Below are 16,012 nucleotides of genomic sequence, written 5' to 3' on the forward strand. Positions count from 1 at the left end.
GTATGTCACACAGCACAGCTCGTTTGAAGGGTTTCCGAAGGGCAAATCCGGGCCGGTTAGCCCCCCTGGGCCCAGTCCGTCCGCACGTGGCCGATATGGTCCCGCATGAGCCGCTCGGCGTCCTCCGCCTTGCCGGCCGCCATCAGGTCCACCAGCTCCACATGCTCCATCGCCGTTTCGCGCAGCGTGCCGTTCGCGGCCAGCGGCGCCAGGCCCAGCAGGCGGGTTTGCCCGCGCAGTTCGGACACGAGGGTGACCAGGCGCTTGTTGCCGGTGTAGCCCAGGATCTCGATGTGGAACTTCCTGTCGGCCTCGGTGTAGGCGATCAGATCTCCGGTTCCCGCGAACGCCACGATGTCCCCCGCCATCCCGCGCAGGCGGTCCAGGCCGGCGTCGTCGATCAGAGGCGTGACGGCGCGGACGGTGGGCGGCTCGATCAACAGGCGCAGGGCGGTGATTTCATCCAGGTCCTCGTCGGAGACCTCCGTGACACGGAACCCCTTGTTGGGCATGGAGGTCACCAGACCCTCCTTGGCCAGATCCAGCATGGCCTCGCGGACGGGCGTGGGGGAAACCCCGAAGCGCTTGCCCAGAGTGGGTGCGGAGTAGACCTCCCCCGGCTTCATTTCGCCGGAAATGACCGCCGCCCGGAGGGCCTGGGTCACGGTTTCGCGCAGGCTGACACTCTTGGTGACCATGGTCAGATGGGATGCCCCTTCAATGCTCACAGCCACTCCTTTCCCGAGGCAAAACACTCAGATGGACCAAGCGGTCCACTGCAATATGAAATTTTAGTCCACAGGTGCCGCGGCGCCGCGAAAAACGTCATACGCGCTTCCGGCCACCACCAGATCCTCCCAGGCCATGCCCACGCCCGTGTACAGCAGCGGCCTGCCGGCGGCCGGGGCAAAGCGCCCCGCCACCAGATCGGCCAGGGTTGCCAGCCCCCGCTGCTCCCACTCGGCCGCGGACCGGGCCGGGATCAGATCGCCCGCCTCCCGGAAGGCCGAGGCACGCCCCTCCACCACCACCTCGGAGCGGAGAGCCAGTGCAGGGTCGATTTCCCGGGCGTCCAGGCCGTGCGAACCAATCGCCGCCACTATTGCAGCGTCCCCCACAAGGCCCCCGTCAAACACGGGCAGCGCCGAGGACGTCGCACAGACAATGACGTCGGCGCTGGCCAGGTCTGCCACCGTGCCGGCGCGGGCCGCCATCCCCCGGCCGTCCCACGTCCCGGCCAGGGCTTCGGCTGCTTCGCGCCGGCGCCCCACCACCACCAGGTCATCAATGCCGCACACCTGGGCCAGCGCTTCAATGTGCCTGTCGGCCTGCAGCGAGGTCCCCACCACCGCCACGGTCCCGGCCGAGGATGCCCCGCGCAGCGCCAGCAGGTGTTTGATGGCCAGGGTGGTGGCGGCGGGGGTGCGGATCAGCGTGAGTTCGGCCCCGTCCATGGCGGCCAGCGGCGCCAGCGTTGACTTGTCCAGCAGCAGGTAGGTGCCCTGGATCTTGGGATGCCCCTTCGCCGGATTCCCGGGCGCCACCGTCGCCACCTTGATCCCCGCGTAGCTGGCGGTCTGCGCGGGCATGAGCAGGAATTCACCCGCCTCGAGCGGCGAGGTCAGCCGGGGCTGGTCCAGCTCCGGGTCCAACCCGCCCAGCAGGGCCGCCTCGAGGGCTGCCACCGTCCGGGCGGGGGTGGCAAGTGAGCGCAGCAGCGCCGCGTCCAGGTAGGGCAGCGTCACAGCAGGAATCCGGCCTGGAATGGGTCGTCGGGGTCCAGCATGTACTGGGCCGTCCCCGTCACCCAGGCCCGGCCCGTGATGGTCGGAATGACGGCCGGCAGCCCACCTACCGTGGTTTCCTCCACCAGCCGGCCAACGAACTGGGTGCCGATGAAGGACTCGTTGACAAAGTCGGTGTCCAGCGCCAGCTCGCCGCGCGCATGCAGCTGCGCCATGCGTGCGCTGGTGCCCGTCCCGCACGGGGACCTGTCGAACCAGCCCGGGTGGATGGCCATGGCGTGGCGCGAGTGGGCGGCCGTGGATCCGGGCGCCTTCAGGTAGACGTGGTGGCAGCCGTTGATGTCGGCCCGCTCCGGGTGCACCGGCGGGTTGGTGGAGTTGATGGCGTCCATGATGGCCAGCCCGGCGGCCAGCAGCTGGTCCTTGGCCGCCCGCTCGAACGGCAGCCCCAGTTCCGCCAGCTCGACAACGGCGTAGAAGTTCCCGCCGAAGGCCAAGTCGTAGTGCACCTCGCCGAAGCCGGGCACATCCACCGTCTGGTCCAGGGCCAGGGAGAACGAGGGGACGTTGCGGATGGTGACCGACTTCGCCGCCCCGTTCTCCACCGCCACCTCGGCCACCACCAATCCGGCCGGGGTGTCCAGCCGGATGGTGGTGACGGGCTCCACCACGGGGACCATGCCGGTTTCCACCAGCACCGTTGCCACGCCAATGGTGCCGTGGCCGCACATCGGCAGCAGGCCGGAGACCTCGATGAACAGCACCCCGTAGTCGGCGTCGTCCCGGGTGGGCGGCTGCAGGATGGCGCCGCTCATGGAGGCATGCCCCCGCGGTTCATACATCAGCAGCGTGCGGACATCATCGCTGTTGTCCATGAACCACTGCCGGCGCTCGGCCATGGTGCGCCCCGGTATGGTCCCCACGCCGCCGGTGATGACGCGTGTCGGCATCCCCTCGGTGTGTGAATCCACGGCATGAAATACCCGCTTTGAGCGCATCGCGCAGTCCCTCCCTGGGTGGATGGTTACTTGTAGCCCTTGGCCAGCACGGCCTCGGTGTCCGCGGCGATGCGTGCGGCCAGTTCGGCGGACAGGGGTCCACGCGGCTGGCGGCAGACGCCGCCCTTGCGTCCAGCGATGTCCATGGAGAGCTTAATGGACTGCACAAACTCGGTCTTTGAATCCCAGCGCAGCAGCGGGTGCAGGTCGCGGTAGATGGGCAGCGCCGTGGCGATGTCGTCCATGCTGCCGCTGGTGACCAGATTGTAGAGTTCCACGGTGCTCTGCGGGATGGCGTTGGGGTAGCCGGCAATCCAGCCGACGGCGCCGGCCAGGCCCAGCTCCAGCAGCACGTCGTCTGAGCCCACCAGCAGGTCCAGTTCCGGTGCCAGCTCGGCAATTTCGTAGGCGCGGCGCACGTCGCCGGTGAATTCCTTCACCGCCACGATGAGCCCCTCGCCGTGGAGGCGGGCGAGCAGCGGCGGCGTCAGGTCGACCTTCGTGTCGATGGGATTGTTGTAGGCCACCACGGGGATGCCGGCCTTGGCCAGCTCGCGGTAGTGGGCCATCACCGTTTCCTCGTCGGCCCGGAAGGTGTTGGGCGGCAGTGCCAGTACGGAGGCCGCGCCGGCATCCCTGGCCTGCTCGGCCCAGCGGCGGGACTCGGCGGCACCGTAGGCGGCAACGCCGGGCATTACGGTGAATCCCTCGGGGGACGCGGCGACGGCGGTTTCGACAACCTTGGCCCGCTCCGCATCGGTGAGGGTCTGGTACTCGCCCAGGGAGCCGTTGGGGCAGACGCCGTCGCACCCATTGTCGGCCAGCCAGGCAACGTGCTCGCCAAAGGCCGCATAGTCAACACTGAGATCGTCGTTGAACGGCAAGGCCGTAGCAACGTGGATGCCACGCCAGGGCTGGTTCCGGGTTGTCATAAGAGTCTCCTTGCAATGGTTCGCGTGCCATGTCCGGTTGGCGGCGCCGCCCGCACAGGAGCGTTGGCAGCGCCGCCAACCATGGATTACATACTTAGCCTACTAGTACAATGTCACATAACACTAGAGTTTTTGGCGCCTATTTCTGCACCAGTGCCATCCACTGTTCGATGCCCAGCGCATCAAGCGGCAGCGCGTCGGAAAGAACCTCTGAGCCCGACGCCGTCACCACGATGCCGTCCTCCAACCGGACGCCGATGCCGCGCAGTTCCGGCGGCACCGTCAGGTCGTGCTCGTGGAAGTACAGTCCGGGCTCCACCGTCAGGACCATGCCGGGGGCCATCGGGGACCCTTGGTAGGTTTCATAGCTCGACTGGGCGCAGTCGTGCACGTCCAGGCCCAGGTGGTGCCCCACACCGCACACCAGGTAGCGGCGGTGGTGCTGGCCGTGCGGGGACAGCGCCTCATCGACGGAGACCGGCAGCAGCCCCCAGTCGTTGAGGCCATTGGCGATGACCTCCATGCAGGCCTGGTGGAAGTCGGCAAAGTACTTGCCCGGCCCCACCTGTGCCAGCCCGGCCCGGTGCGATTTCTCGACCAGATCGTGCACCTGGCGCTGGATGGGGCTGAAGGTGCCCGAGCCGGGGAAGGTGCGCGTGACATCGGCGGTGTAGAAGCTGTTGGTTTCCACACCCATGTCCAGCAGCAGCACCTTGTCCTCAAGCACCGGCCCGTCGCAGCGGACCCAGTGCAGGGTGGGCGCATGCTTGCCGCTGCCCACGATGGTCGCGTAGCCGGCGCCGTTGCCGTGGGTGCGGGCGTGGCGGTCGAAGGTTCCCTGCAGCCAGCGCTCCCCGCCGCGCGCGATGGCAGTGGGGACCTCGCGGAGCACGGCGGCAAAGCCATCCACCGTGTGGTCGACGGCCTGGCGCAGCTGCTCGATCTCCCACTCGTCCTTGATCATGCGCAGTCCGCCCAACGCCTGTCCCAGCTCATCCGGGCCGGCAATCGAGTGGCGGCTGCGGACATCGGCCGGGACCAGGCCGGCCGAGAGGGCGCCGGAGCCGGCGCGCGTGGCCGCGGCGATGCCGGCGTCGAGCTCCGTCAACGGCTTGACAGCCAGGGACAGCGCCTGCGCCCAGTCGGAGAAGTCCGGGGCCGAGCCCACCCACATCTCACCGTGGGCGGCATTGGCGAAGAACTGCGGGTCCCCGGCAAAGAACGGCGTCGGGATGTACACGGTGGCGTCGTGCGAGGAGCCCGACGGCGTCATCACCAGGATGGCGCCGTCGATGGCCGCGCCGGCCAGCCAGTAGAAGTCGGAGTCGGGGCGGAAGTCATAGAACGTGTCGTTGCTGCGCACCGGGGCCGTCCCGGCACCCACCACCAGCGCCCGGCCGTGAAACAGCTCGGAGACGCGCGCCCGGTGGCGCCCCGCGGCTTCCGCCGCACCGGCCACCACGGGCGGCGTCCTGTCCGGCGTCCCCCACCCCGTGGCCATGTAGTCGGTGAACGCCGGCACAGCGGCCAGGCGCGGCAGGCGCGGATCCGGGGTCTCCGGAATTGGCATCGAACGGGTGGCTAATGCTTCTGTTGCAGTCATCGTGGGGTCCCTCCGCCCATCATGGGCACTGGTTGAGCTGTCAATGGGTCTAGAAATCTTATGGGCCGGGGCGCCGGGGTCCACACGCCGCCGGGGGCGTGGTTCAGGACATCGGACAGTTCATCGAAGCACAAACCCCAGGCCCAGCTCGTCGCGGGGGTCAAGGGCGAAGGAGCATTCGCCCACCTTGTGAGCTGTTCCGCGCACGCCCACCTCGACGCCGTCGTCGCCGCGCCCGATCACCGACGCCGAAAAGTGCGAGTCGACAATGGAGTAGTGCTCCAGCACGGCCCCGTCGGCCAGCTCCCCCGACGCGTCCAGGGAGGCGACGCGCGCCGCCGTCCCGGAGCCGCAGGGGGACCTGTCCACCTGCCCGTCGGCGAAGATCGTGACATTGCGCTGGGCGAGCCGCCCGTTGCCTGCATCGGCGTCCTCGTGGAAGATCGTGCCGTAGATGCCGTCCAGCCGTGGGTCGCTGGGGTGCCGGGCGGCGGGGTGGTCCGCGAGCGCGGCCTTGATCTGCCGGCCGGCGTCGATGAGCTGGTTCAGGCACGACGGCGTGACGTCCAGTCCCGCGGCCCGCGCCGGCAGCGAGGCGTACAGTGCCCCGCCCCAGAGGACGTCGACCTCCAGGGGGCCAAAGCCGGCCGTCTCCACGGGAATGGTCCGCACCATCACCGCGGAGGGGACGTTGCAGAAGGTGATGGAGTCGATGTTCCCGGCCACGGTGGCCACCTTGGCCGTGACGCGCCCGGAGGGGACGTCGATGACCACGTCCGTTTCGCCGTCGTCCGGCGCGGGCACCAGACCGCTCTCCACGGCCCAGGCCCCCAGTGCGATGGTGCCGTGGCCGCAGGCGGTGGAGAAGCCGTCCTTGTGCCAAAACAACACGCCAAAGTGCGCGCCTGAATCATTGGGCGGGACGATGAAGCCGCCGTACATGTCGGCATGTCCGCGGGGCTCGTTCACCAGCAGCTGGCGCAGCGTGTCCGCACGGCTGGTCGTGGCGTTTTGGCGACGCTCCAGCACCGTGGCCCCCGGGATCTCGCAGGGCGGCTCCGGCACGATGCGGAACGGCTCCCCCGCCGTGTGGTAATCGATGGTGTTGACCGTCCAGCCGGTGGCGTCCATGCCCACCCTTTCCATTGGTTCGCAGTGATGAGTGCCACGCGGCCAGGGTCTCCGGTGGACTTCAGTAAAATATGACATGCCACACACCGAGGGTCAAGCACACCCCTGCGGCCCCAACTGGGTGACAGTTATGACACGTTCCGGGGCCCGGAACGTGTCATAACTGTCACCCAGTTGGGGGGGGTGGGCGGGGGCAAGGTGGTCAGCGGCTGAGGTCCACGGTCGTCCCAATGTCCTGGGCCACGGCCTTGTCGTAAAGCAGCCGCCCAATGGCCAGATCCTGCAGCCCGATGCCTACGGAATTGAACAACGTGATGTCGTCATCGGCAGTCCGGCCCGGATGGAAGCCGGCCGCTACGTCGCCGATTTCCGCCACGATGTCGTCGAAGGACAGGGCGCCTTCCTTGACCGGGATGATGATCCCGCCGGATTTTTCCGCGGCGGTTGGGCGGCTGTCCACGAAGATCCGTGAGCGGACCATGCCTTCCGTGTCGATTTCGCGGTGGTCCGGGCGGGGCCGGGAACCGACAGCATTGACGTGCAGCCCGGGCCTGAACCAGCTTCCCCGGACGAACGCTTCCGTGGCGGGCGTCAGGGTGCACAGCACATCCGCGGACCGGACGACCTCCTCGGCGGAGGCCGCCTGGACAACGCTCACGCCATGGTGCTCAATCGCCTGGCGGAATTTCAGGCCGGTGCCGGGGGTCCTCGACCAGAACACGATCTTCGTAAACGGCAGGACCGCCAGCATGGCCTCCACATGGGCCACCGCGAGGGCGCCGGCGCCCACCAGGCCCAGCGTGGTGCTGTCCTCACGGGCCAGCAGCCTCGTCGCCACGGCGCTGGCGGCTGCCGTCCGGACCCTCGTCGGGACCATGCCGTCGAGAATGGCCAGGGTCTCGCCGGTGGCTTGGGAGACCAGCATGATGGTGGACCTCTGGGTGGGCAGCCCCGCGTCCTTGTTCCCCGGAATGTCGGAGAGCAGCTTGACCGCGGCGAGCTGCTCGACGTCCGACAGGGCGCTCATCGGCAGAAAACGTGCATCGGATGAGGCCAGGTGAAGCGAGCTTGGCGCCGGCTGGCAGGCGGTGCCGCGCGCAATGTCGCCGAATGCGCGCTCGACGGCGGCGATGGTGGCGGGCATGTCGGCCAGCGAACCGATCTGGGAGGCGCTGAGGATGAGTGTCATGGGCAGTCCTTCGGGGTGTGGCAGCGGATAAGGTCCTGGGCTGCGCGTCGTCGTCGGTGGTCTGGGTGCCGTGGTCCGTGCAAGGACCACGGCGTCCTAGGATGCAGCGGCGCGGATGGGAATCTCTGGGAAGAAGCAGGCACGGCTGTGCCCGGGATCGGACTCCCGCAGCTGGGGCAGCTGTTCGGCACAACGGTCCTGCGCCTGCGGGCAGCGTGAGCGGAAGGCGCAGCCGCTGGGCGGATTCGCGGCGTCCGGCGGCTCGCCCGCAAGCGTTCGGGGTGGGCGCTGGCGGGACCGCGTTGGATCGGCGATCGGCGCCGAGGCCAGCAGGGAGCGGGTGTAGGGATGCTCGGGGCCGCGGAACACGGCATCCGCCGCTCCCCGTTCGACGATCCGCCCGAGGTACATGACGGCGATCTCGTCGGCGATGTGGCGGACCACTGACAGGTCATGGGAGACGAACAGGTAGGCGAGGCCGAATTCCTGCTGCAGGTCGCCCAGCAGATTGAGCACCTGGGCCTGGATCGAAACATCCAGGGCGGACACCGGTTCGTCAAGGATCAGCACCCGCGGGCGCAGGGCCAGCGCCCGGGCGATGCCGACCCGCTGGCGTTGGCCGCCGGAGAATTCCGAGGGCCGGCGCGTGGACATCTCGGCACTGACACCGACGCGGTCGAGCAGCTCCTCAACCTCGCGGCTGTTGTACCTTCCGGCGACCCGCAGCGGCTCGGCGACGATCTCATGCACAGTCATCCGTGGATCCAGCGCAGAATACGGATCTTGGAAGACCATCTGCATATGGTTGCTGAGCATCCGGCGCTCGCGGCGGCCGGCGTGGGTCACATCCTTGCCGGCCACCGTGATCTTGCCTCCCGCCACGGGGGAAAGGCCAAACAGGGCACGCAGCAGCGTGGATTTTCCACAGCCGGATTCGCCCACAAGGCCGAGGGTCTGCCCGCTGTGCAGGGACAGGCTCACGCCGTCGACGGCTTTGACCACCTTTTTCGCCCCGAACCCCGAGCCCACCTGGAACTGGACCCTGAGGTCGTCAATGTCCAGCAGCGGTTCACCGCGTACATCCATCATGAGCTCAGCTCCAGCATCGATTCGTTCGCGAGCAATTCCTCGGCGAAATGGCAGGCCGCGAGCGTTCCGTTGGCAAGCGGCCGCAGCACGGGCACCTCTTCCTGGCACCGGGTCCGGCCCTGGGCCAGCGGGCAGCGCGGCGCAAAGGCACAGCCCCCGGGACGATCCCGTGGGGACGGCGGGCTGCCGGGGATGGCATAGGCCCGCTCCCGGGACCCGGTGAGCACGCTGGCCAGCAGGCCCTTGGTGTAGGCGTGCCCCGGCTGGCGGAAGACGTCGGCCACATCGCCGGTTTCAACGAGCCGCCCGCTGTACATGATGGCGATCCGTGAGGCGTTTTCGGCGGCGAGCCCGAGGTCGTGGGTGATCAGCACCATGGCCGAGCCGATCTTCTCGCGCGTGGAGGCCAGGGAATCCATCACCTGGGATTGGATGGTCACGTCCAGCGCCGTCGTCGGCTCATCCGCGATCAGCAGCACCGGGTCGTTCGCTGTTGCCATGGCGATCATGGCGCGCTGCCGCATGCCCCCGGACCACTGGTGCGGGAAGGCCTTGGCCCTCGTCTCAGGCTGCGGTACGCCGACGCTGCGGAGCAGTTCATACACGCGGGCCAGTGCGTCCCTGCGGGAGAGCCCGCGCTGATGCAGCCGCACCGCCTCCGCCAGCTGCGAGCCGACCCGGCGCAGCGGATTCATCGAGGTCATGGGGTCTTGGAAGATCATGCCGATCTCCCGGCCCCGCACCGCACGGAGTTCGTTCTCGGAGAGCTTCAGCAGATCGCGCCCCCGCAGCTCGATCGACCCGCTGTCGACGCGCAGGCCCGCAGGCAGCAGTCCCATGACGGCCAGCATGGTCAGGCTCTTGCCGGACCCGGACTCCCCGACAATGCACAGCACTTCGCCGAGCCGCACCTCGAACGAGACGTCGTCGACAATGACGACGTCGCCGTCCGGCCCTTCGGAGACGATCACCAGGTTCTTCACCCGCAGCAGGACGCCGTCGTCGGCACTTTTGTCAAACATTTGCTCGCCTGGCCTTTCTCAGTGGTGTGGATGATTCGGCCGTCAGCAACTGGCTGACAAACTGCGTGCCGACCACCAACATAAAGATCGCGGTGCCGGGAATGATGGCCTGCCACGGCGAGAGCCGCAGCATCTTTTGGCCTTCGAGGATCATGCCGCCCCAGGTGGGCGACGGCGGTTGGACGCCGAGGCCCAGGAAGTCCAGACCCGCCTGCACCAGCATCACGACGCCGATGTCCGTGACCGCGAGGATGAGCATCTGCGGCAGAACATGCGGCAGGATGTGTTTCCGTATGGTCCAGGCGGCCCCGGCGCCAAGGATCTGCGGTGCCACAACGAAGTCCCGGCCGCGCAGGGAGATCGCGATGGCCCGGGCCACCCGGGCGTACCCCATCCAGAACGTGCACCCGAGGACGACGATCATGAGGGTTGCGCTGGGGCCGGTGACAGAGGAAATGGCGATGAGCAGGAGCACCACGGGCATGGCCAGATTGGCGTCGCTGACCAGGCCAATCACGTTGTCGATCCAGCCGCCGAAGAATCCGGCGCAGAGGCCCAGGATGATGCCCAGAACCACGTTGATTGCCACCACTGCCAGCGTAATGGACATCGTGATCCGCCCACCCTCCGCCAGCCGGCTGAGCAGGTCGCGACCGATGGAGTCGGTTCCAAGCGGATGGGCCGCGTCGGTGAAGGGTGCGAGCCGGGCCATCGACAGGTTCTGGGTCAGTGGATCGAAACCCGGGAGCATCGGCACCACGACAATGAAGACGGCCATCACAGCCAGCAGGACGGCCCCAATGAACGGGAGCAGGGGCAGCCTCCCGATGCGGCGGCGGGTGCGGGCCGTCCGCCGGACGGCCGGTCGCCTCGAACTCGCCAACTGGCTCATGAAAGCCTCACTCTCGGGTCAAGTACTGAGTACAAAACATCGACGACGATGTTCACGACGACGAACATGAGGGCAACCACCAGCAGACCTGCCTGGACGATGGCGAAATCGCGCTGGCTGACCGCGTTGATGAGCACTTCGCCGACGCCCGGCCAAGCGAAGACCTGCTCCACGATCACGGCCCCGCCCAGCAGCCCTGCGAGGTTCAGACCCGCCATTGTCATGACCGGCAGCAACGCGTTCGGGAGCATCTCGGTGGCGACCACCGCCCCGTGGCTCTTTCCGCGCGCATAGGCCGTGCGGACGTAGTCCTGGCTCGATTGCTCGGTGAGGGCCGAGTCCAGCAGCCTGACGTAGAGGACGAATTGGCCGGTGGCAATTGTCATCACCGGCAGCACATAGGAGGCCGGCCCAGTGAAGCCCAGGGACGGCAGTGCCCCAAGGACCACGGAAAAGACGAGGACCGCCAGGACGCCGAAGAAGAAATCGGGCACCGATTGGCGCAGCGACCCGCCCCAGATGAAGAGGGCACGCAGCTTCCGGCTCCGGAAAACATGGATCGACAGGGCAGCGGCAAGGGCCAGCACGACGCCGATCACGAAGGACGTGAGCGCCAGCGACACTGTCGCCGGGAGCCGTTCGGCCACCAGCTCGATGGCGGGAATGCTCGGGTTCCGATAGGACGAACCGAAGTCTCCCCGGAACACGCCCAGGGCGAAGTCGACGTATTGGGCCAGAAGGGGCCGGTTGAACCCAAGCGTCTCATTGAGCTGGTCGATCTGCTCCGCAGTCGCGCCATCGGTGAGCAGCAGCGCCCCCGGCTTCCCGCTGGCCCGGCCCAGGAAGAACGCGATGGTGAGCACGCACAACACCGTCGCTGCCGCCTGGACCAGGCGTCGTATCAGGAATTTCAACATGTGGATCCCACGTCATTGGGTTGGTCGTCGTTCACTGGCGTCTTGCCTTCCGGCTCCGTGGCAGTCATCGGGATCTACTTGAAGGCCACGCCGGTGGCCCGGTAGATGCCATCGACCGACGGCGTCCAGGCCAGGTTCGGGCTTGCCGCGTAGGAGTTGCTCGGCGTGAAGAGCGGCACGGTGTAGGCCTGGTCCCGGTTGAGCTCCCAGATCTTCTTGAAAACGTCGCTCCGCTGGTTCTCCGGGGCCGCCTGCTGCTCGAGGTAGAGCTTGGCCATGGCCGGATCCTTGGCATAGTCCTCGGGCCCGCCGGCCAGGATCTGGTTGACGACGACGTCGCCGTCCATGCTGGAAGGCGTCCACATGTTCAGGTACAGGCCCGTGATCTTGTGGTTGGCCATCTTCAGGCTCAGGCTCGCCTGCTCGGTGCCGACAAGCTTGATGGTGATGCCGGCCTTGGAAAGGTATCCCTCCACAGCCTGGGCAATTTCGGCGCTCATGGGGAAGCCGCCGACCGTCGCGTACTCCAAGGTGATCGGCTCACCCGTGTATCCGGCCTCGGACAGCAGCTTCTTGGCCCGTTCGATGTCCGTCGTCGGCACCGGGAAGTTCTCCACGAAGCCGGTGACGCCCTTGGCGACCAGTTGGCCGTTGGGGGTCGCCAGGCCGCCCATCAGGCCCTTAATGATCTCGTCCCGGTCAATGGCCAGGGAGATGGCCTGCCGGACGCGGACATCCTCAAGACCTGCGGCCTTGGAATTCATGCCCAGGAAGACCGAGCCGTTGGACGGGCTCGAGATCACCGTGGCCTGCGTCGAGTTCTTCAGCACGGGCACCTGGTTGGGCGGAATGGCTCCGGCATTCAGCGTGCCGGATTCGACGCCCGAGACACGGGCATCCTCCGCACCGACGAACGAGAAGGTGACCTTGTCCAGAGCGGGCTTGTCACCCCAGTAGTCGCCATTGCGCTCCAGCGAGTAGCTCACCCCGCGCTGCCAGGCGCTGAATTTGAACGGGCCCGTCCCCACGGGGGCGTTGACGAAGTTGTCGCCCTCCTTGGTGTAGACATCCTGCGGCACGATGCCGATGGTGGCGACCTGGTTCAGCCATGCACTGAACGGATTCTTCAGCGTGAACTTCACGACGTTGTCCGCTTCCGCCGTGACCGACTTGACCATCGCGACGGCGGGCCGGTTGGTGGACTTCTCCGAGCCCAGGATCGTGCTGTACGTGTACACGATGTCGGAGGGCTTCAGTTCTTCACCGTTGTGGAATTTGACCCCGGGACGGATCGTGAACTCCCACTCGCTCAGGTCGGCGTTGTGCTTCCAGTCCGTGGCCAGGCCGGGCACCACCTTGCCGTCGGCCGTGATCCGGGTCAGCCCGTCGTACATGGCGTAGTACATGTTCCATGCGGCTATCGAGCGGGTCATGATCGGGTCGGTGTTGCTCGGCTCGGCCGGCAGCGCGATGGTCGCCTGGGAGTCCTTTGCCGAGCCGGACGTTGTTGCGGGCATGCATCCTGTCAGCAGGCCGCCGACCAGCGCCAGCAGTGCGAGGGTACCCGTGTATCTGAGCTTCATGTCTTCCTCCATTGGAATCATTTCGCGGCATCAAGGTGTCGGCCGTGCCCGCATGCATCTTGGGCCAGTCAACTCTTTTTGGTATACCAAAACTAGCTGCCACTCATTGTGCAGAACTGCGGAGTGTGATGTCAAGCACAGTCGGCGGATGAACCGTTGATGAAGCGCCAATGGCTTCGGGGGCCATGAAAAAGGGCATGGAAAGGCCGCCGCCGCCGGTCGGTGGACCGGCGGCGGCGGCCTGGGGAAGCTGCTACACGTGCAGCACTACGCCCGCCTGCGGCCGCCCCGCAACGGGAACCTCGTAACGCTCAAAGGTGTCCAGGTCGATGACCGTCAGCCCGTCCCAGGGGCCGCGGCTGGTCGAGCCACCCATGAGCACTGCCTTGCTGCGGCCACCCGGCGCCTCGACCCACTCCAGAACACCCTCGTGCCCCTTGTCCAGCGGCACCAGGGTCTCCTCGCCCGTGGCTAGTTCGCGCACCGTCAGGCTCGGGCCCTGGGTCGCACCGCCGATGGCGCCGACACCCACCACCAGCAGTCTCCCGTCCGAGGTCAGGGCAACGCCATGCTGGTGCGTATCCCCCGTCATCTCCGCCGTCGTGTACTTCTGGGTGCGCGGGTCGAAGGCCACCAGCCCCCGGCCCTGGTACGGCATGTAGAGCAGTCCGTCGAGGGAAACGGCAGCATAGTGCGGCTTCTGGTGCGACATGAGGCCGCCCTCGGTGCCGAACGGGGCAACCTCGGCGCGCACGACACTCTGGTCGGCGAGCGTAATGGTGTGCACGGTGAATGAATCGTGGTCGATGGTGTAGATCTCGCTGCCGTCCCGGGAGATCTGCACGTCGAACGGCCGCGCACCAACCTCGACGGATCCGACAAACTTCCCCTCCGCGACGTCGAACTGCTCCACCGTGGAGACCCTGCCAACCCGCGTCACAGCAACATAGACCGATCCGCCGTCGGGCGTGACGACGACGCCGGTTCCGCCCGGGCGCTCCTCGCCAAACTCGAATACATCGGGCTGGTCAAGATAGGGAACGAGGGCCAGAGACGAGCGGGAGGCCAGGTCGACGACGGCAAGCCCCTGCGCGGTTGCCACATAGGCCCGTTCCGACGGCGCATGGACAGCAATCCCCCAGGGCGCCTTCCCAACTTCAGTGCGGGCTATGACTGCGCCGTCACCCCGGACCGCGGGATCCACCCAGGCAATTCCATCCGACCAGCCTTCCGTCACCAGCACCACCGGGCGCCCCTTGGCGTCTCCACTGGCTGCACCACTCAATTCATCGTTCACGTTCACCGTCTCCTCGTTGCGCTGGCATGGCACCGGCGCCGTCCGAATCGACGCGCCGCTGAGACGAAGGTAGCAGTTTGGTATACAAATTCCTAGAGTGCCGGTCGGGTCCAACCCCTCCCGCGCCCCCAACTAGGTGACAGTTATGACACGTTCCGGGCCTCGGAACGTGCGATAACTGTCACTCAGTTGGGCGGGGCTAGTGGGACATGAGGCAGAAGACGGCGCCCTGGGGATCCGCCATGACGGCGAGGCGGCCGATGCTGGGAACGTCGAAGGCGGGCGCGAGGACCGAGCCGCCGAGTTTGACGGCGCTGGCCACCGCAGCGTCCGCATCGGTGACGTTGAAGTACAGCACCCAGGAGTTGGGCATCTCGGGCATCGGCTTCACGAGGGCGCCGGCAACGCTTTTCCCGGCGGCAAAGAACTCCGTGTACTCCCCCAGGTCGCCCGCCGGCCCGGTGTTGGCCTCCAGCGACGCAACGGCCTTGTAGAAGGGCTTGACGGCCTCGACGTCGTCCACTTGTAGTTCGTACCAGCTCACGGCCCCTGGTTGGTCGACGACGGCGGAGCCCACCAGACCCTTGCCCTCCCAAAAGCCGATGGCCGTTCCCTGGTTGTCGGCGGCCAGCACAAAGCGGCCCACGCCGGGGATTTCATCCACAGGAAATTTCAACGTTCCACCCGCGCGGGTGACGGCGACGGCGGCCGCATCGGCGCTGTCGACGGCGATGTAGGCGTTCCAGCCGGTCGGCAGCCCGGCGTCGGCCATCGTGGCGTCCTGTTGCATCACCCCGGCGATCACCGCGCCGTCGAGCGACACCGTGTAGTAGGTCATGCCGGGCGCCATCTCGTTGGCCTCGTACTCCCAGCCGAACAGGCCGCCGTAGAAGGTCCGTGCTGCCGCTTCATCGGCGCTGAGCAGCTCCGCCCAGCATGGAGTTCCCTGTACATAACCAGCCACTGTTGCCATGGAAGAACCTCCTGCCGCCGGGGGCGGCTGCGGTAGTTGGAACGGTTGGACTCCAAAGCGGGGCCACTGGATCGCCGGTCCCAGACACATCCAACCACCCCCGGGCCGCACACGCCATAGCCGGTTGAAAAGTACCCGGACACAACAAAATCCCCGCCCGCAGGGCAGGGTTTGTTGCGTATTATATTGCGGCAGTGTGGAGCTAGCCGATGCGGCGGGTGTCTACCTCGTCGTCATCGTCAAACTGATCCGCATATTTGTCCTCATAGGCTGAGTAATCCGGCTCTGCCGGGACCTCGCTGTGATGGCTCGGGGCTCGCCTAGTAGGGGCACCCAGCTCACGCTGCAGTGCCGAGTAGTCAGTGTTCGGGGAGTAGTACTTGATGTCCCGAGCCTGCTTGGTTGCCTTCGCCTTTTGACGGCCGCGCCCCATGGCGTGACCCCCTTTTGCACTTGGACCGGAGGTGGTCGCTTGGGCTGCAAGCGAGGCTCCGGAATATTCGGTCAATTTGTCGTAGCTCTAGATTACATGGTTTCCTCCGCCACCGCTTGCCGACCCGCTGGACCGGCTCTTCCAAGGGAGGCCCCAGCCCCTGACCGTCAGGCTTTCATTGGGTAGAGTCGCCTGTGGGGAGAAAAGA

General features: G+C 66.9%; 15 protein-coding genes. All 15 read right to left on the reverse strand.

Annotated elements, in window-relative coordinates; translation table 11 throughout:
- Positions 1 to 56: 56 nt before the first annotated feature.
- Entirely contained in the window at positions 57 to 728 is a 672-nt protein-coding gene (locus K254_RS0115085; protein ID WP_231391877.1) for a GntR family transcriptional regulator, read from the reverse strand.
- Between the two features lie 63 nt (positions 729 to 791).
- Positions 792 to 1,745 carry an ornithine cyclodeaminase family protein gene (locus K254_RS0115090; protein WP_026556076.1) on the reverse strand — a complete coding sequence of 318 codons (954 nt, stop codon included), beginning with the start codon at positions 1,743 to 1,745 and terminating at the stop codon, positions 792 to 794.
- Positions 1,742 to 2,743 (reverse strand): proline racemase family protein, encoded by a 1,002-nt coding sequence (locus tag K254_RS0115095; protein ID WP_026556077.1) that lies wholly within the window; start codon positions 2,741 to 2,743, stop codon positions 1,742 to 1,744. Before K254_RS0115095 ends, K254_RS0115090 begins: the two co-directional genes overlap by 4 nt.
- Positions 2,744 to 2,769: 26 nt before the next feature.
- Positions 2,770 to 3,675: a dihydrodipicolinate synthase family protein gene (locus K254_RS0115100; protein WP_026556078.1), complete on the reverse strand. Its 906-nt coding sequence runs from the start codon at positions 3,673 to 3,675 to the stop codon at positions 2,770 to 2,772.
- Between the two features lie 139 nt (positions 3,676 to 3,814).
- Positions 3,815 to 5,278 (reverse strand): aminopeptidase P family protein, encoded by a 1,464-nt coding sequence (locus tag K254_RS0115105; protein ID WP_231391878.1) that lies wholly within the window; start codon positions 5,276 to 5,278, stop codon positions 3,815 to 3,817.
- A gap of 120 nt (positions 5,279 to 5,398) precedes the next feature.
- Positions 5,399 to 6,409 carry a proline racemase family protein gene (locus tag K254_RS0115110; protein WP_026556080.1) on the reverse strand — a complete coding sequence of 337 codons (1,011 nt, stop codon included), beginning with the start codon at positions 6,407 to 6,409 and terminating at the stop codon, positions 5,399 to 5,401.
- Positions 6,410 to 6,611: 202 nt separating this feature from the next.
- A complete protein-coding gene (locus K254_RS0115115) occupies positions 6,612 to 7,598 on the reverse strand; it encodes an ornithine cyclodeaminase family protein (protein ID WP_026556081.1) in 987 nt (328 codons plus the stop codon).
- A 96-nt stretch (positions 7,599 to 7,694) separates the two neighbouring features.
- Positions 7,695 to 8,687 carry an ABC transporter ATP-binding protein gene (locus K254_RS0115120; protein WP_026556082.1) on the reverse strand — a complete coding sequence of 331 codons (993 nt, stop codon included), beginning with the start codon at positions 8,685 to 8,687 and terminating at the stop codon, positions 7,695 to 7,697.
- Positions 8,684 to 9,709 carry an ABC transporter ATP-binding protein gene (locus tag K254_RS23475; protein WP_035750243.1) on the reverse strand — a complete coding sequence of 342 codons (1,026 nt, stop codon included), beginning with the start codon at positions 9,707 to 9,709 and terminating at the stop codon, positions 8,684 to 8,686. The genes K254_RS0115120 and K254_RS23475 overlap by 4 nt, the downstream gene beginning before the upstream one ends.
- A complete protein-coding gene (locus tag K254_RS23480; protein WP_081710168.1) occupies positions 9,702 to 10,601 on the reverse strand; it encodes an ABC transporter permease in 900 nt (299 codons plus the stop codon). The genes K254_RS23475 and K254_RS23480 overlap by 8 nt, the downstream gene beginning before the upstream one ends.
- A complete protein-coding gene (locus tag K254_RS0115135) occupies positions 10,598 to 11,518 on the reverse strand; it encodes an ABC transporter permease (protein WP_026556083.1) in 921 nt (306 codons plus the stop codon). Before K254_RS0115135 ends, K254_RS23480 begins: the two co-directional genes overlap by 4 nt.
- A gap of 74 nt (positions 11,519 to 11,592) precedes the next feature.
- Positions 11,593 to 13,101, reverse strand: coding sequence for an ABC transporter substrate-binding protein (locus K254_RS0115140; protein WP_196810974.1), 1,509 nt, complete (start codon positions 13,099 to 13,101; stop codon positions 11,593 to 11,595).
- Positions 13,102 to 13,354: 253 nt separating this feature from the next.
- Entirely contained in the window at positions 13,355 to 14,398 is a 1,044-nt protein-coding gene (locus K254_RS23485; protein ID WP_155848591.1) for a YncE family protein, read from the reverse strand.
- 199 nt (positions 14,399 to 14,597) lie between these two features.
- Positions 14,598 to 15,371 (reverse strand): VOC family protein, encoded by a 774-nt coding sequence (locus K254_RS0115150; protein ID WP_026556085.1) that lies wholly within the window; start codon positions 15,369 to 15,371, stop codon positions 14,598 to 14,600.
- Positions 15,372 to 15,573: 202 nt separating this feature from the next.
- On the reverse strand, positions 15,574 to 15,804 hold the full coding sequence (locus K254_RS0115155; protein WP_026556086.1) for a DUF3073 domain-containing protein: 231 nt from the start codon (positions 15,802 to 15,804) through the stop codon (positions 15,574 to 15,576).
- Between the last annotated feature and the right edge of the window lie 208 nt (positions 15,805 to 16,012).

This window comes from Arthrobacter sp. 35W, assembly GCF_000482545.1.
In the GTDB taxonomy this organism is placed as follows: domain Bacteria; phylum Actinomycetota; class Actinomycetes; order Actinomycetales; family Micrococcaceae; genus Specibacter.

Bases quoted from the DNA above. Each gene is read 5' to 3' on its own strand.
- K254_RS0115115 (WP_026556081.1), bottom strand. From the start codon at position 7,598: ATGACACTCATCCTCAGCGCCTCCCAGATCGGTTCGCTGGCCGACATG.
- K254_RS0115100 (WP_026556078.1), bottom strand. From the start codon at position 3,675: ATGACAACCCGGAACCAGCCCTGGCGTGGCATCCACGTTGCTACGGCC.
- K254_RS0115140 (WP_196810974.1), bottom strand. From the start codon at position 13,101: ATGAAGCTCAGATACACGGGTACCCTCGCACTGCTGGCGCTGGTCGGC.
- K254_RS0115095 (WP_026556077.1), bottom strand. From the start codon at position 2,743: ATGCGCTCAAAGCGGGTATTTCATGCCGTGGATTCACACACCGAGGGG.
- K254_RS0115150 (WP_026556085.1), bottom strand. From the start codon at position 15,371: ATGGCAACAGTGGCTGGTTATGTACAGGGAACTCCATGCTGGGCGGAG.
- K254_RS0115110 (WP_026556080.1), bottom strand. From the start codon at position 6,409: ATGGACGCCACCGGCTGGACGGTCAACACCATCGATTACCACACGGCG.
- K254_RS0115105 (WP_231391878.1), bottom strand. From the start codon at position 5,278: ATGACTGCAACAGAAGCATTAGCCACCCGTTCGATGCCAATTCCGGAG.
- K254_RS23475 (WP_035750243.1), bottom strand. From the start codon at position 9,709: ATGTTTGACAAAAGTGCCGACGACGGCGTCCTGCTGCGGGTGAAGAAC.
- K254_RS0115155 (WP_026556086.1), bottom strand. From the start codon at position 15,804: ATGGGGCGCGGCCGTCAAAAGGCGAAGGCAACCAAGCAGGCTCGGGAC.
- K254_RS0115135 (WP_026556083.1), bottom strand. From the start codon at position 11,518: ATGTTGAAATTCCTGATACGACGCCTGGTCCAGGCGGCAGCGACGGTG.
- K254_RS23480 (WP_081710168.1), bottom strand. From the start codon at position 10,601: ATGAGCCAGTTGGCGAGTTCGAGGCGACCGGCCGTCCGGCGGACGGCC.
- K254_RS0115120 (WP_026556082.1), bottom strand. From the start codon at position 8,687: ATGATGGATGTACGCGGTGAACCGCTGCTGGACATTGACGACCTCAGG.